Below are 14621 nucleotides of genomic sequence, written 5' to 3' on the forward strand. Positions count from 1 at the left end.
TCGGCGGCGGGTCGAGGTTCCACCGTGATCATCGGCGGATGGCTGCCCGACACGCCGGTGCGGGCAGTTACCCGCCGATGATCAACGGGGGGAGCGGGTCAGCTCTTCAGCTCGTACTCGGCGAAGCGGCTGCGCAGGTCCTTCTTGGAGAACTTGCCGACGCTGGTCTTGGGCACCTCGTCGATGAACTCGACCGCCTCGGGCATCCACCACTTGGCCACCAGGGGCTTGAGGTGCTCGAGGATCTCCTCCTCGGAGGCCTCCTCGCCCTCGTTCAGGACGACGCAGGCCAGCGGGCGCTCGTCCCACTTCGGGTGCGGGATGCCGACGACGGCGGCCTCCTTCACCTTCGGGTGGCTCATGATCGCGTTCTCCAGGTCGACCGAGCTGATCCACTCGCCGCCGGACTTGATCAGGTCCTTGGTGCGGTCGGCGATGCGGATGGAGCCGAACTCGTCCATCGCGGCGACGTCGCCGGTCTTCATCCAGCCGTCCGCGGTCGTGAGCTCCACCCCGGCGTCGGGGTTGTAGTAGTCCTGCGCGCACCACGGCCCGCGCACCTGCAGCTCGCCGGTGGCCTTGTCGTCCCACGGCTGCGGCTCGAGGGTGTCGGAGTCGACGATCCGCGCCTCCACGCCGAGGAACGGGATGCCCGCGCGCGCCCGCTGGGTCGCCTTGGTCTCCTCGTCGGCGTCCTGGTAGCGCGGCGGCAGGATGCCGGACGACGCCACCGGGTGGGTCTCGGTCATGCCCCAGGCCTGCAGGATCGGGATGCCGACCTGCTCGCGGTAGGCCTCGCTCAGCGCCTTCGGGACGGCGGAGCCGCCGCAGCCGATGTCGCGCAGCTTGTGCGGCTTGCCGGCCAGGTGGGGGAGCACGCCCTGCCAGATGGTCGGGACGCCGGCGGTGAACGTGACGCCTTCGTCGACGATCAGCTTGGCCAGCGCCTCGGGCTGCATCAGCGCGCCGGGCATGACCAGCGAGGCGCCGGCGGCCGGTGCGGCCTGCGCGATGCCCCAGGCGTTCGCGTGGAACATCGGCACGACCGGCATGGCGACGTCGCGGATGCCGAGCCCGAATGCATTGGGCATCAGGACGCCCATCGTGTGCAGGAACGTCGAGCGGTGCGAGTAGACGACGCCCTTGGGGTTCCCGGTGGTACCGCTCGTGTAGCACATCGAGGCGGCGGAGTTCTCGTCCGTCACGGAGAACTCGACCGGCTCGGCGTCGGCCAGCAGCGTCTCGTAGTCGAGCACGCGCGAGTCGTCGGGGATCTCGTTGTCGGTGCCGTCGTCCATGACGACGACGTGCCTGACCGTCGTCATCGTGTCGACCAGCGGCCAGAACAGCGGGAGCACCGAGCGGTCGACGAAGACGACCTCGTCCTCGGCGTGGTTGGCGATGTAGGTCAGCTGCTCGGGGAACAGGCGCACGTTGAGCGTGTGCAGCACCCGGCCCGTGCACGGGGCGGCGAAGTACAACTCGAGGTGCCGCTGGCTGTTCCACCCGAACGTGCCGACCCGGCCGTCGGCGCTGATGCCGAGGGTGTCGAGCACGCCGCCCAGCTTGCGGGTGCGCTGCGCCCACTCCGCGTACGTCGCCCGCGTCACCCCGCCGGGGTTGTTGGTGACGATCGTCCCGTCGCCGTAGTGCTGCTCGACGTGCCGGAAGATCGAGTCGATCGTGAGGGGGTAGTCCTGCATCAAGCCGCGCATGTGCGGATCCTGCCAGTGACCACGCTCACGTTCCAGCCCGGGCGCCCGCATCGTCACCGCCGCCGGGCGAGGCGTTCCCGGACCGCGGGGCTGCCCAGCTCCCGCACGGCGTCGGTGCCCACCCAGCGGGCTCCGGCCCCACCCGCCCGGAGCTGCTCGGCGGTCCCGATCGCCAGCCGGTTCAGCCCGGTGCTGCGCTTGCCGATCGCGCGCAGGGCCCAGCTCGCCCCCTTGCGCACCAGGGGTCGCTCGTCGTCCGCACCGGCGGCCAGCGGCGCGAGCAGGGCGGCGAACCGCTCGTCGTCCGTCCGCTTCTCCGCCACGGCCAGGCCCGCCATCAGCGTGAACCCGGCCCGCTTCACCAGCGCCTCGGGCCGCGTCGTCCACTCGACGGCCTTCGTCCAGGCCGGCTCGGCGTACCGGAGGAGGTTCTGGCACACCTGGTCGCAGAGGTCCCAGGAGCCGAACCCGGCGGCCCACCGCTCGAACTGCGCGTCGTCGACGAGCGCCGGGTCGTCCACGAGGGAGGCGAGGATGCGCGCCTCGTGGACGCCGCTGTCCCACAGCCCGGCGGCGAGGTCGTGGTCGCGGCCGAGCTCCTTCGCCACGGCGCGAAGCTCGCCCACCGTCACCCCGTAGGCCTGGTCGGTCGGGATGCCGTACCGGGCCATGCCCGGCAGCCGCGTGGGATCGGCGAGCGCGCGCAGCCGGGCCAGCGCCCGGTCGACGGTCATGTCAGGGGGTCAGGACGATCGGCAGGGTGTCGAGCCCGCGGATGACGAACTCCGGATGGCGCACCGGCTCCCCGCCCAGCTCGAGCAACGACGCCCGGTCCAGCAGTGCGCCGAAGGTGGCCTGCAGCTCCACCCGGGCCAGCGGGGCGCCGATGCAGAAGTGGATGCCGGCGCCGAAGGAGATGTGCGGGTTGTCGGCGCGGGCGACGTCGAGGGTCTCGGGATCGGCGAAGACGGCGGGGTCGTGGTTGGCCGAGCCCAGCAGCGCGGCGATCTTCTGCCCCTCGGTCACCGTGACGCCGCCGATCTCGACGTCGGCGGTGGCGGTCCGCTCGAACAGCTGCAGCGGCGGGTCGAACCGCATCAGCTCCTCGAGGGCCCCGGGCAGCAGGTCGCGGTCGGCGCGCAGGCGGGCCAGCTGGTCGGGGTGGCGCAGCAGCGCCAGCATCCCGTTGCCGGTGACGTTCACCGTCGCCTCGTGGCCGGCGTTCAGCAGCAGGATGCAGGTGGTGACCAGCTCGTCCTCGGTCAGCTTGTCCCCGTCGGAGTCGCGCACGGTGACGAGGTGGCTGACCAGGTCCTCGCCCGGGTTCCGACGGCGGTCGGCGGCCAGCTTGCGGAGGTAGGCGACGAACTCGTCGGCGGCGCGCTCGGCGTCGTCCTCCCGCTGCCGGGTGCGCTCGTACTCGTACATCTTCACGATCGCGTTCGACCACGGCCGCAGCAGCGGGCGGTCGGCCTCGGGCACGCCCAGCAGCTCGGCGATGACGGCGACCGGCAGCTGCTCGGCCATGCCGGTCAGCAGGTCGACCGGCTGCGACCCGCCCGACCGCTCGACCAGCTCGTCGGCCAGGCGCCCGGCGAGCTCCTCGACCCAGGGCCGCAGCCGCTCCACGTGCCCGCGGGCGAAGGCACTGGTGATCAGCCGCCGCAGGCGGGTGTGGTGCGGCGGCTCCATCTCGAGGATGGCGTTGCGGTGGATCAGGTTGAAGCTCGCGAACCGGTCGCCGGGCTCCTTGTCGGTCCAGAGGCGGCCCAGCCGGCGGTCGCGCAGCACGGCGTTCGCCTCGGCGTGGGTGAACGCCAGCCACAGCCCCAGGCCCTCGTGCCACTGCACCGGCGCCTGCGCCCGGGCCTCGGCGAAGGCCGGGTACGGGTCGGCGACGACGGCGGGGTCGGTGAGGTCGAGCGGTGCAGCGGTCACGCCGGCGAGCCTAGGAAGCGCGCCGGCGCCGTCGGTCACCGGCGCTCCCCCTGCCGAGTCATGCGAACTCGTGGCGATCAGCGGCTGATGGCCACGAGTTCGTAGAAGTCGCCGCCCCGGGCGGCGCCGGGGAACCTGCAGCCCCCGCCCGGCCCCCGCCTACGCTGCTTCCATGGCTTCCCGCAAGCGCTCCTCCGCCCCCGTCGCCGTCGCCGAGGACGGCGTCAACCCGAAGGCCCCCTGCTCCTGCGGGTCGGGCCGCCGCTACAAGCACTGCCACGGCTCCGGGTACGCGCCGGTCGTCACGCGACCGTTCGAGGGGCTGCCCGGCGAGGCCGACTGGGTCGCCCTGCGGGAGCTGGTGCCGGCGGCGACGGCGAAGCTCAAGGCCGCCGACGGCCGCGACATCACGCTGGCCAGCGTCCTGCCCGGCGGCGCCCCCGCGCTGGTGCGCGCCAACGGCGAGATCCTCGTCGGCGCCCAGCTGCCGACGTCGTCGGACGACGTGAGCCGCGACCTCGGCACCGCCGTGGCCGCCGCTCTGGAGGCGCCCGCCGGCGCCCCGGTCGACCCGGGCCCCATCGGTGGCGCGGGCTCGGCCGGCCCGCGACTGCAGGAGGTCCTCGACCTGTCGGCGCCGCTCGAGGTGACCGTGCACGACACCTTCGACTTCTGGCTGGAGGGCACCGAGCCGGGGGCGGCCGCACGGGCCGGCCTGCAGCAGGCCAACGAGGCGATCCTGCCCACCGTCCGGCTCGAGGGACTGGAGGCCGCGTACTGGGTGCGCCCGGGCAACGAGCGGGCCCACCTGCGCTGGGTGCGGCCGGAGAAGGAGGAGCAGCTGCTCGACGCGCTGGCCCGCCTGTCGGCGGCCGAGCAGATCCTCCTGGGGGAGGGCACCCGGTACGCCGGCGCCTTCCGCGCCCACGGCCTCGTCGTCCCGGTGTGGGACCTCCCGGCCGACACCCCGGCCGAGGACTGGGTGGGCCCGGCCACCGAGTTCCAGGCCCGCCTGGAGGAGGCCCTGGCGCAGACGGCTCCGCTGACCGCCGACGAGCGGCGCGCCCGCGCAGGGCTGCTCTCCCGCCAGATCACCCTGCGCTGACCGGTGGGCGTCACCGGTCCCGGTGGCGCCCACCGACCGGCCCGGGCGCGCGGACGCCCGGGCCGGACCCGACCGCCCCTCGCCCGTCGACGTCCGGGGCCCGGGCCGGGGCGCATGCCGCGCCCGTCCCCGGGTATGCCGGGCGGCATGGAGGATTCCCGCCGGCCCTCGGGAATCGGTGACCGGACGCCACGGCCCGCCCCCGACACGACGGCCGCGGCCGCGTTCGCCCCTCCGCCCGGCTCCGGCCGGAGCGTGCTGACGTTCGTCTCGGCGCTCGTGCTGGTGGTCTGCGGGGTGGCCGGCGTGCTGTCGTTCTTCACCGAGATCCCCGCCGGCTACGGCGTGCTGCTGCTGGCGGTGGCCGCGGCCGCCGCCGTCGTCCTGACCGTGCTCCTCCGGCGGGCCCCGCGCGGCGACCGAGGCGGCTGACGACGTCCGCACCGGACGGCGCTGACACGTCCGGGTGATCCCGCCGTTGGCACCTCGCGCGTGACCGGGACATGGCCGGGGCGTTACCCGACCGTGACGTGTGGGCCTCTTGACGGCTCCTGTTGTGAACGTTCACATTGGGACTCCCGCAGATGTGGGGTCTGGACGCCGAGGCTCGGCGGCAGACGCTTCGACGAGGAGGCCAATGTGAGCAATCGGCTCGGCTTGACCGCACTGGGCGCCACTCTGGCGCTCACCCTGGCGGCGTGCGGCGGCGAGGGCGCCGGCGGAAGCTCGAGCGCCGGCGACGAGAACGCCAGCGCCGAGGACATGCTGGTCGGTGTCTCGATGCCGACCCAGACCTCCGAGCGCTGGATCGCCGACGGCGAGGCCGTCGAGTCGCAGCTGGAGGCCCTGGACTACCAGGTCGAACTGGCGTACGCGAACGACGACATCCCCACCCAGGCGCAGCAGATCGACCAGATGATCACCCAGGGCGCCGACGCGCTGATCATCGCCGCCATCGACGGGACCGCGCTCAGCAGCCAGCTCGACGCCGCGGCCGCCGCCGGTATCCCGGTCATCTCCTACGACCGGCTGATCCGCGACAGCGAGAACGTCGACTTCTACGTCAGCTTCGACAACTTCGAGGTCGGCGTCGCGCAGGCCAACGCCCTGCTGACCGGGCTCGGCATCCTCGACCGCGAGGGCGAGGAGACCGACGTCACGGGTCCGTTCAACGTCGAGCTGTTCGCCGGTTCGCTGGACGACAACAACGCGACCTTCTTCTGGGAAGGCGCCATGTCGGTGCTGCAGCCCTACATCGACAACGGCACCCTGGTCGTGAAGTCGGGCCAGACCAGCATCGAGCAGGCCGCGATCCTGCGCTGGCAGCAGGAGACCGCCCAGCGGCGGATGGAGGACCTGCTGACCTCCGCCTACAACGACGGCTCGGTCGTCGACGGTGTCCTGTCGCCCTACGACGGCCTGTCCCGCGGCATCATCACCGCGCTGGCCAACGCCGGGTACGGCACCGACGCCAAGCCGATGCCGGTCATCACCGGTCAGGACGCCGAGATCGCCTCGGTGAAGCTGATCGCCGAGGGCACGCAGGGCTCGACGATCTTCAAGGACACCCGGCAGCTGGCCGAGCAGGCCGTCGTCGCCGCCGAGGCGTTCCTCGAGGGTGAGACGCCGGAGGCCAACGACACCACCACGTACGACAACGGCGTGAAGGTGGTCCCGTCCTACCTGCTGCCCGTCGAGACGGTCTTCGCCGACAACATCCAGCAGACCCTGATCGACACCGAGTACTACACCCAGGCAGAGGTCGACGCCGGCCAGGCCGACTGACCTGCCCTCCCGCTCCGGGCCCGGCGGCCTGCCGACGGCGCCGCCGGGCCCGGCTCGGGAACCCCAGCACCACCGCACCACCGCTCAGCACGAGCGCCGCACCACCAGAGGGCGCGCCGGCCGGCTGCCCCACCGCGCCGGCCGGCGCCGGCCCCTGGATCCACACATCCGCCGCACGCGATGACACGGACGAGGACGACGGAGTCCATGGACGACAACATCCTGGAGATGCGCTCCATCACCAAGACCTTCCCCGGCGTGAAGGCGCTGGAGAACGTCAACCTGGCCGTCCGCCGCGGCGAGATCCACGCGATCTGCGGTGAGAACGGCGCCGGCAAGTCCACGCTGATGAAGGTGCTCTCCGGCGTCTACCCGGCCGGGGAGTACGACGGCGAGATCGTCTTCGACGGCACGCCGGTCTCCTTCTCGGGGATCCGCGACAGCGAGCACGCCGGGATCGCGATCATCCACCAGGAGCTCGCGCTCGTCCCCTACCTCTCGATCGCCGAGAACATCTTCCTGGGCAACGAGCGCCGCGGCCGCAGCGGGCTGATCGACTGGAACAGGGCGCACGCCGAGGCCGCCCGGCTGCTCGACTCCGTCGGGCTCCGCGAGAACCCGGAGACCCCGGTCGGCCAGCTGGGCGTCGGGAAGCAGCAGCTGGTCGAGATCGCCAAGGCGCTGTCCAAGGACGTCAAGCTGCTCATCCTCGACGAGCCGACGGCCGCGCTGAACGACAACGACTCCGCCCACCTGCTCGGCCTGCTGCGCGACCTCAGGGAGCGCGGGATCACGTCGATCATGATCTCGCACAAGCTCAACGAGATCACCGCCATCGCCGACCAGGTCACCGTGATCCGTGACGGCAAGACGGTGGAGACGCTCGACCTCGATGCCGGTGAGGTCACCCAGGACCGGATCATCCGCGGCATGGTCGGCCGCGACCTGGAGAGCTACTACCCCGACCGCGATTCGCATCCCGGCGAGGAGGTCCTGCGCGTCGAGGACTGGTCGGTCAGGCACCCCGTCAACGACCGGCTGGTGGTCGACCAGGCGTCGATCGCCGTGCGGGCCGGCGAGGTGGTCGGCATCGCCGGCCTCATGGGCGCCGGGCGCACCGAGTTCGCGATGAGCATCTTCGGCCGCGCCTGGGGGCGGTACGTCGGCGGCCGGCTCTTCCTGCACGGCAAGGAGATCAAGGCCCGGACCGTGGCCGAGGCGATCGACAACGGGATCGCCTACGCGACCGAGGACCGCAAGCACTACGGCCTCAACCTGATCCAGGACATCCGGCAGAACATCTCGGCCGCCGCCCTGGGCAAGCTGTCGCGCGCCGGCTGGGTGAACGACAACGAGGAGACCAAGGTCGCCGAGGACAGCCGGCGCAGCATGAACATCAAGGCGCCGAGCGTCTCCTCGATCGTCGGCAAGCTGTCGGGCGGCAACCAGCAGAAGGTCGTGCTGTCCAAGTGGCTCTACACCGACCCCGAGGTGCTGATCCTCGACGAGCCGACCCGCGGGATCGACGTCGGGGCGAAGTACGAGATCTACACGATCATCAACCGGCTGGTGGCGGACGGGAAGGCCGTCATCGTCATCTCGTCGGAGCTGCCGGAGCTGCTCGGCATCTGTGACCGCATCTACACGCTGGCCGAAGGCCGGATCACCGGTGAGCTGCCGGTGGCCGAGGCGACCCAGGAGAACCTCATGGCGCTCATGACGAAGAACAAGGAGGCCGCGGCGTGACCAAGACCGTGCCCCAGGAGGAGTCGATCACCCCGGCTCCCGGCGCCGCCGCCCCCGGCACGCGGCCCGACGACGACAAGAACCTCTGGCACAAGCTGACCAGCAACATGCGGCAGAGCGGCATCTACGTCGCCTTCGTCGCGATCGTCCTGCTGTTCACGGTCCTCACCGACGGGACGCTGCTGCGCCCGGGCAACATCACGAACATCATCCTGCAGTACTCCTACATCCTGGTGCTGGCCATCGGCATGGTCATCGTGATCATCGCCGGGCACATCGACCTCTCCGTGGGTTCGGTGGTCGCGCTCACCGGCGCGGTCTCGGCGGTCCTGGTCATCCAGCAGGGCCTGCCCTGGTGGGTGGGCATCGTCGCGGCCCTGGGGGTCGGCATCCTCGTCGGGGCCTGGCACGGCTTCTGGGTGGCCTACGTCGGGATCCCGGCATTCATCGTCACCCTCGCCGGCATGCTGCTGTTCCGCGGCCTGACGCTGCAGGTGCTCGACAACGTCTCCCTGTCGCCCTTCCCGGACCGGTACACCGACGTGGCCACCGGGTTCCTCAACGGGCTGCTCGGCGGCTACGGCTACGACGCGTTCACCCTCCTCATCGGTGCGGTCGCGGTGGGCGGCTACGCGGTCAGCGCCTGGCGCACCCGGGCGGCCCGCGTGCGCTACGACCAGCCGGTCGGGTCCCTCGGGGCGTTCATCGCCAGGATCGCCGTGGTCGCCGCCGTCGTCATGTACTTCGCCTGGCAGCTGGCCCACGCCCGCGGCCTGCCGATCGTGCTGATCATCCTGGCGGTCCTGGTCATCGCCTACGGCATCATCACCAAGCGCACCGTCTTCGGCCGCCAGGTCTACGCCATCGGCGGCAACCTGGCCGCCGCGCAGCTCTCCGGCGTGAAGGTCAAGAAGGTCAACTTCTGGATCTTCGTCAACATGGGCTTCCTGGCCGGGGTCGCCGGGGTCATCTACTCATCGCGGTCCAATGGCGCCCAGCCCGCGGCGGGCAACATGTTCGAGCTCGACGCGATCGCCGCCGCCTTCATCGGCGGTGCGGCCGTCACCGGTGGCGTCGGCACGGTCGTCGGCGCCATGGTCGGCGGACTGATCATGGCGGTCATGAGCAACGGCATGCAGCTGATGGGTGTCGAGCAGCAGATCCAGTCCGTGGTCAAGGGTCTCGTGCTGCTGCTGGCCGTCGCCTTCGACGTCTACAACAAGCGCCGGGCGGGCGCCTCGCGCTGACCCGGCTCCGTCATCGGCCCGCGCCCCTCCGGGTGCGCCATCGACCCCGCCCCCCGGGCGCGGAGGAGGGAGGTTCCGTGGTAGCCGAGACGACGGGATCCCGCGCCCCCGGCCTGGCCGACGTGGCGTCGCGGGCCGGAGTGTCCTACCAGACGGTGTCGCGGGTGATCAACGATCACCCGAGCGTCGCCCCGCCCACCCGGGAACGGGTGCGGCAGGCGATCGCCGAGCTCGGGTACCGGCCGAACCGGGCGGCCCGCGCACTGGTCACCGGATCGAGCCGCACCCTCGGGCTGGTGACCGTCAACATCGCCCAGTACGGCCCCGCGCAGACGATGATCGGCCTGGAGAAGGCGGCCCGGGCGGCCGGGTACGCGCTGTCGGTCACGATCCTCGACGAGGCCACCGCGGAGGCGATGCGGACGGCGGTCGACGACCTGGTCGCCCACGGCGTGGACGCCGTCGTCGCCCTGTCCACCTACGACGACGCCGCCGACGCGGTGAGCCGGCTGTCGCCGCCGGTCCCGCTCGTCGCCGTCCAGGTGGGCGGCGCCGACGACCGGCCGGCGGTGGCGATCGACCAGGAGGCGGGAGCCCGGACGGCGGTCCGGCACCTCCTCGGCCTCGGGCACCGGACGGTGCACCACCTGCCGGGGCCGGCCGACTCGCAGGAGGCCCGCGGCCGCACCGACGGGTGGCGCGCCGAACTGCTCGCCGCGGGCGCGCCGGTGCCCGAGGCGCTGCCGCGCGGCGACTGGACGCCGGCCTCCGGCTACGCGGCGGGCCAGGCGCTCGTGGCGAGATGCCGGGACGGCGAGCCGATCACGGCGGTGTTCTCGGCCAACGACCAGATGAGCCTCGGCCTGCTGGCGGGGCTGCACGACGCCGGCCTGTCCGTGCCCGGTGACGTCAGCGTCGTCGGCTTCGACGACCTGCCCGAGGCTCCCTACTTCGTCCCGCCGCTGACCACGGTGCGGCAGGACTTCGCCGAGCTCGGGCGGCGCGGCGTCGACCTGGTGCTCGGCCGGTTGCGGGGCGAGCGGCCGCACCCCGACCCGGTGCCCCCGAGCCTGGTGATCCGGGCCAGCACCGGGCCGCCGACCGGCATGGCAGGGTGAGGGATGTGAACGTTCACAACGATCGGGCAGGAGGCCGGATGGCCCAGCACGGGGACGCTGCGGATCTGCAGCCCGGCGAGGTGATCACCCTCGGCCGCACGACCCTGGGGATCGAGCTCGGGTCGACCCGGATCAAGGCGGTGCTGATCGGTCCGGACCACGCTCCGCTCGCCGTCGGGAGCCACGACTGGGAGAACCAGTTCGTCGACCGGCTGTGGACGTACTCGCTGGACGCCGTCTGGACCGGGGTGCAGCAGAGCGTCGCGGCCCTGGCCGACGACGTCCGGCGACGCCACGGGGTCGAGCTGGCGGGAGTCGGCGCACTCGGGGTGTCGGCGATGATGCACGGCTACCTGGCGTTCGACGCCGACGGTGCGCTGCTGACGCCGTTCCGCACCTGGCGCAACACGAACACGGGCCGGGCGGCCGAGCGGCTCAGCGCCGAGTTCGGCTGCAACATCCCGCACCGGTGGAGCGTCGCGCACCTCTACCAGGCGATCCTGGACGGCGAGGAGCACGTCGGCCGGATCGACCACCTGACGACCCTGGCCGGCTACGTGCACTGGCAGCTCACCGGGGAGAAGGTCCTCGGCATCGGGGACGCGAGCGGCATGGTCCCTATCGACACCTCCACCGTCGACAGGGCCACCGGCGGGTACGACGCCACGATGCTCGCCCGGTTCGACGAGCTGGCCGCCGAGGCCGGGGTCGAGCTGACCCTCGCCGGGCTGCTGCCCGCGATCGCGGTCGCCGGCCGGCCGGCCGGCACGCTCACCGAGGCGGGCGCCGCGCTGCTGGACCCGACCGGGCGGCTGCGCCCCGGCATCCCGCTCTGCCCGCCCGAGGGGGACGCGGGCACCGGCATGGTCGCGACCAACTCGGTCGCCCCGCGCACCGGCAACGTCTCCGCCGGGACCTCCATCTTCGCCATGGTCGTGCTCGAGCGGCAGCTCGGCCGGGCGCACCGCGAACTGGACCTGGTCACCACGCCGGCCGGCGACCCGGTGGCGATGGTGCACTGCAACAACGGGGCGAGCGAGCTGGACGCCTGGGCCGGGCTGTTCGCCGAGTTCGCCCGGGCGCTGGGCGCCGAGGTCGACCCGTCGAGGGTCTTCGAGACCCTCTTCACCACCGCACTGGACGGGGCGAGGGACGGCGGCGGGATGCTCGCCTACAACTACCTCTCCGGGGAGCCGATCACGGGCCTCGAGGAGGGCCGGCCGCTGTTCCTGCGGTCGCCGGACAGCCGGCTGAGCCTGAGCACCTTCATGCGGACGCACCTGTACTCGTCCCTGGCCACGCTCCGGATCGGCATGGACGTCCTGCAGAAGACCGAGGGCGTGCGGCTGGACCGGATGTTCGCGCACGGCGGCCTGTTCCGGACCGAGGGCGTCGCGCAACGCTTCCTGGCCGCCGCGATCGACACCCCGGTCTCCGTCGGCGACGTCGCTGCGGAGGGGGGTGCCTGGGGCATCGCCGTCCTGGCCGCCTTCGCCACTCGGCCCACGCCCGAGCAGAGCCTCGCGGAGTACCTGGACACCACGGTCTTCGCGGGCACGAGCCTGCAGACCGTCGAGCCCGACCCCGCCGACGTCGAGGGCTTCGACGCCTTCATGCAGCGGTACGTCGCCGCGCTCCCGGTCGAGCGGGCCGCCGTGGAGCACGTGGGCGTCGGCCGCCGGCCGGGCGCCGAGCAGACCGCCGAGACGGAGACGACCTCCGCCGTCCAGACCGAGGAGCAACCGGCATGACCACCGTGACCGAGCGCGGCACCCACCGCGAGCTGCGCGAGCACGTCGCCGCCCTGCACGCCGAGCTGACCCGCTACGGGCTGGTCACCTGGACGGCGGGCAACGTGTCGGGCCGCGTGCCCGGTGAGGACCTGTTCGTCATCAAGGGCAGCGGCGTCTCCTACGACGAGCTGACCTGGGAGGGCATCACGGTCTGCGACCTCGACGGGAACGTCGTCGACGGGGTCAAGGCGCCGTCGTCGGACACCGCGGCGCACGCCTACGTCTACCGCCACCGGGCCGACGTCGGCGGGCAGGTGCACACGCACAGCCCGTACGCCGCCGCCTGGGCCGCGCGCGGCGAGGAGATCCCGTGCGTGCTCACCGCGATGGCCGACGAGTTCGGCGGGCCCATCCCGGTGGGGCCGTTCGCGCTCATCGGCGACGACTCCATCGGCCAGGGCGTCGTCGCGACGCTGAAGGACTCCCGCTCGCCGGCCGTGCTCATGCAGAACCACGGTGTCTTCACCGTCGGGCGCGACGCGAAGGCGGCGGTCAAGGCCGCCGTCATGACCGAGGACGTCGCCCGCACGGTGCACCTGTCCCGGCAGCTGGGCGAGCCGATCCCCATCGCGCAGGCGGACATCGACTCGCTCTACGCGCGCTACCAGAACGTGTACGGACAACGCTGATGGAGGAATCTGTGACTGCCCCGTTCGACGACCGTGAGGTCTGGTTCCTGACCGGCAGCCAGGGGCTGTACGGCGAGGAGACGCTCCAGCAGGTCGCCGAGCAGTCCCAGCGCGTGGCCGCCGCCCTCGACGAGGCCGGCGAGGTGCCGGTCCGCGTGGTGTGGAAGCCGGTGCTGACCGACGCCGGCGCGATCCGCCGGGCGATGGGCGAGGCGAACGAGGACCCGGCCTGCATCGGGGTGGTCACCTGGATGCACACGTTCTCGCCGGCGAAGATGTGGATCGCCGGCATCGACGCGCTGCGCAAGCCGCTGCTGCACCTGCACACCCAGGCCGACGCCGCCCTCCCGTGGGCGACGATCGACATGGACTTCATGAACCTCAACCAGGCCGCCCACGGCGACCGCGAGCACGGATTCGTCCTCACCCGGCTCCGCCAGCCGCGGACGACGGTCGCCGGGCACGTGGGCAACCCGGCGGTGCGGGCGCGGGTCGGCTCGTGGGTGCGCGCGGCCGCCGGTGCCGCGGCGGCCCGGGACCTCAAGCTGGCACGGTTCGGCGACAACATGCGGGACGTCGCCGTGACCGAGGGCGACAAGGTCGAGGCGCAGATCCGGTTCGGCATGTCGGTGAACACCTGGGGCGTGAACGACCTGGTGGCCGTGGTCGACCAGGTTTCCGACGCCGAGGTCGACGCGCTGGTGCAGGAGTACGGGGACCTGTACGAGCTGGGTGCCGACGTCCGGCCCGGGGGCGCCCAGCACGACGCCGTCCGGTACCAGGCGCGGATCGAGGTGGCGCTGCGCCGTTTCCTCACCGAGGGCGGGTTCGGCGCCTTCACCACCAACTTCGAGGACCTCGGCGGCCTGCGGCAGCTGCCCGGGCTGGCCGTGCAGCGGCTCATGGCCGACGGCTACGGCTTCGGCGGCGAGGGCGACTGGAAGACCGCCGCGCTGCTGCGCGTGCTCAAGGTGGCGGCGGCCGGGCTGCCCGGCGGCACCTCCTTCATGGAGGACTACACCTACGACCTCGCCTCGGACACCCCCAAGATCCTCGGCGCCCACATGCTCGAGGTGTGCCCGACGATCGCCGGCGAGCGGCCGCGGCTGGAGGTGCACCCGCTCTCCATCGGCGGCCGGGAGGACCCCGCTCGGCTGGTGTTCGACGCCGCGCCCGCTGCGGGCGTCGTCGTCGGGTGGGCCGACCTGGGCGACCGGTTCCGCTGGGTGGCCAACGAGATCGACGTCGTCCCGCCGTCGGAGCCGCTGCCCAACCTGCCCGTGGCCCGGGCGGTGTGGGAGCCGCGACCGGACTTCGCCACGTCCACGGAGGGCTGGCTGACCGCCGGCGGCCCGCACCACACGGTGCTGTCCACCCAGCTCGGGGCTGCGGAGCTCACCGACCTGGCCGAGATCTTCGCGACCGAGCTGGTGCTCATCGACGCCGACACCACGCGGCGGTCGCTGGCCAAGGAGCTGCGCTGGAGCGCGGCCTACCACCGGCTGGCCGGCGGGCTCTGACGGAAGGCCCCCTCCCGGCCCCCCT

Annotated in this window: 12 protein-coding genes; 9 read left to right on the top strand and 3 right to left on the bottom strand. The window is 72.5% G+C overall.

Going from position 1 to position 14621, the window contains the following annotated elements:
• Positions 1-98: 98 nt before the first annotated feature.
• From ABDB74_RS00975 to ABDB74_RS00985, 3 genes are read right to left on the bottom strand one after another with little or no spacing between them, the layout of a single operon-like run.
• The gene (locus tag ABDB74_RS00975; RefSeq protein WP_346621082.1) at positions 99-1715 is read right to left on the bottom strand and encodes a long-chain fatty acid--CoA ligase; all 1617 of its coding nucleotides are present in this window, start codon (positions 1713-1715) and stop codon (positions 99-101) included.
• 53 nt (positions 1716-1768) lie between these two features.
• Positions 1769-2449, bottom strand: coding sequence for a DNA alkylation repair protein (locus ABDB74_RS00980; protein WP_346621084.1), 681 nt, complete (start codon positions 2447-2449; stop codon positions 1769-1771).
• Position 2450: 1 nt separating this feature from the next.
• On the bottom strand, positions 2451-3653 hold the full coding sequence (locus ABDB74_RS00985) for a cytochrome P450 (RefSeq protein WP_346621085.1): 1203 nt from the start codon (positions 3651-3653) through the stop codon (positions 2451-2453).
• 172 nt (positions 3654-3825) lie between these two features.
• Here ABDB74_RS00985 and ABDB74_RS00990 point away from each other — a divergent pair, with 172 nt between their 5' ends.
• The 9 genes from ABDB74_RS00990 to araA all read left to right on the top strand — a co-directional run bounded on the left by ABDB74_RS00990 (position 3826) and on the right by araA (position 14596).
• Positions 3826-4758 carry a DUF5926 family protein gene (locus tag ABDB74_RS00990; protein ID WP_346621087.1) on the top strand — a complete coding sequence of 311 codons (933 nt, stop codon included), beginning with the start codon at positions 3826-3828 and terminating at the stop codon, positions 4756-4758.
• A gap of 147 nt (positions 4759-4905) precedes the next feature.
• On the top strand, positions 4906-5190 hold the full coding sequence (locus tag ABDB74_RS00995; protein WP_346621089.1) for a hypothetical protein: 285 nt from the start codon (positions 4906-4908) through the stop codon (positions 5188-5190).
• A gap of 207 nt (positions 5191-5397) precedes the next feature.
• Complete coding sequence (gene chvE, locus ABDB74_RS01000) at positions 5398-6543, top strand: multiple monosaccharide ABC transporter substrate-binding protein (RefSeq protein ID WP_346621091.1); 1146 nt, start codon at positions 5398-5400, stop codon at positions 6541-6543.
• Positions 6544-6750: 207 nt separating this feature from the next.
• Positions 6751-8289 (top strand): multiple monosaccharide ABC transporter ATP-binding protein, encoded by a 1539-nt coding sequence (gene mmsA, locus ABDB74_RS01005; RefSeq protein WP_346621092.1) that lies wholly within the window; start codon positions 6751-6753, stop codon positions 8287-8289.
• A complete protein-coding gene (gene mmsB / locus ABDB74_RS01010) occupies positions 8286-9536 on the top strand; it encodes a multiple monosaccharide ABC transporter permease (RefSeq protein ID WP_346621093.1) in 1251 nt (416 codons plus the stop codon). Before mmsA ends, mmsB begins: the two co-directional genes overlap by 4 nt.
• A gap of 77 nt (positions 9537-9613) precedes the next feature.
• On the top strand, positions 9614-10654 hold the full coding sequence (locus ABDB74_RS01015) for a LacI family DNA-binding transcriptional regulator (protein ID WP_346621095.1): 1041 nt from the start codon (positions 9614-9616) through the stop codon (positions 10652-10654).
• A 38-nt stretch (positions 10655-10692) separates the two neighbouring features.
• Positions 10693-12405: an FGGY-family carbohydrate kinase gene (locus ABDB74_RS01020; RefSeq protein WP_346621097.1), complete on the top strand. Its 1713-nt coding sequence runs from the start codon at positions 10693-10695 to the stop codon at positions 12403-12405.
• Entirely contained in the window at positions 12402-13076 is a 675-nt protein-coding gene (locus tag ABDB74_RS01025) for an L-ribulose-5-phosphate 4-epimerase (RefSeq protein WP_346621098.1), read from the top strand. Before ABDB74_RS01020 ends, ABDB74_RS01025 begins: the two co-directional genes overlap by 4 nt.
• A gap of 11 nt (positions 13077-13087) precedes the next feature.
• On the top strand, positions 13088-14596 hold the full coding sequence (araA, locus tag ABDB74_RS01030; protein WP_346621099.1) for an L-arabinose isomerase: 1509 nt from the start codon (positions 13088-13090) through the stop codon (positions 14594-14596).
• Positions 14597-14621: the final 25 nt, after the last annotated feature.

Source organism: Blastococcus sp. HT6-4 (assembly GCF_039679125.1).
Lineage (GTDB): Bacteria > Actinomycetota > Actinomycetes > Mycobacteriales > Geodermatophilaceae > Blastococcus > Blastococcus montanus.

Coding starts and splice junctions, on each gene's coding strand:
- ABDB74_RS00975 (WP_346621082.1), bottom strand. CDS start 1,715: ATGCGCGGCTTGATGCAGGACTACCCCCTCACGATCGACTCGATCTTC.
- ABDB74_RS00980 (WP_346621084.1), bottom strand. CDS start 2,449: ATGACCGTCGACCGGGCGCTGGCCCGGCTGCGCGCGCTCGCCGATCCC.
- ABDB74_RS00990 (WP_346621087.1), top strand. CDS start 3,826: ATGGCTTCCCGCAAGCGCTCCTCCGCCCCCGTCGCCGTCGCCGAGGAC.
- ABDB74_RS00995 (WP_346621089.1), top strand. CDS start 4,906: ATGGAGGATTCCCGCCGGCCCTCGGGAATCGGTGACCGGACGCCACGG.
- mmsA (WP_346621092.1), top strand. CDS start 6,751: ATGGACGACAACATCCTGGAGATGCGCTCCATCACCAAGACCTTCCCC.
- ABDB74_RS01020 (WP_346621097.1), top strand. CDS start 10,693: ATGGCCCAGCACGGGGACGCTGCGGATCTGCAGCCCGGCGAGGTGATC.
- ABDB74_RS01025 (WP_346621098.1), top strand. CDS start 12,402: ATGACCACCGTGACCGAGCGCGGCACCCACCGCGAGCTGCGCGAGCAC.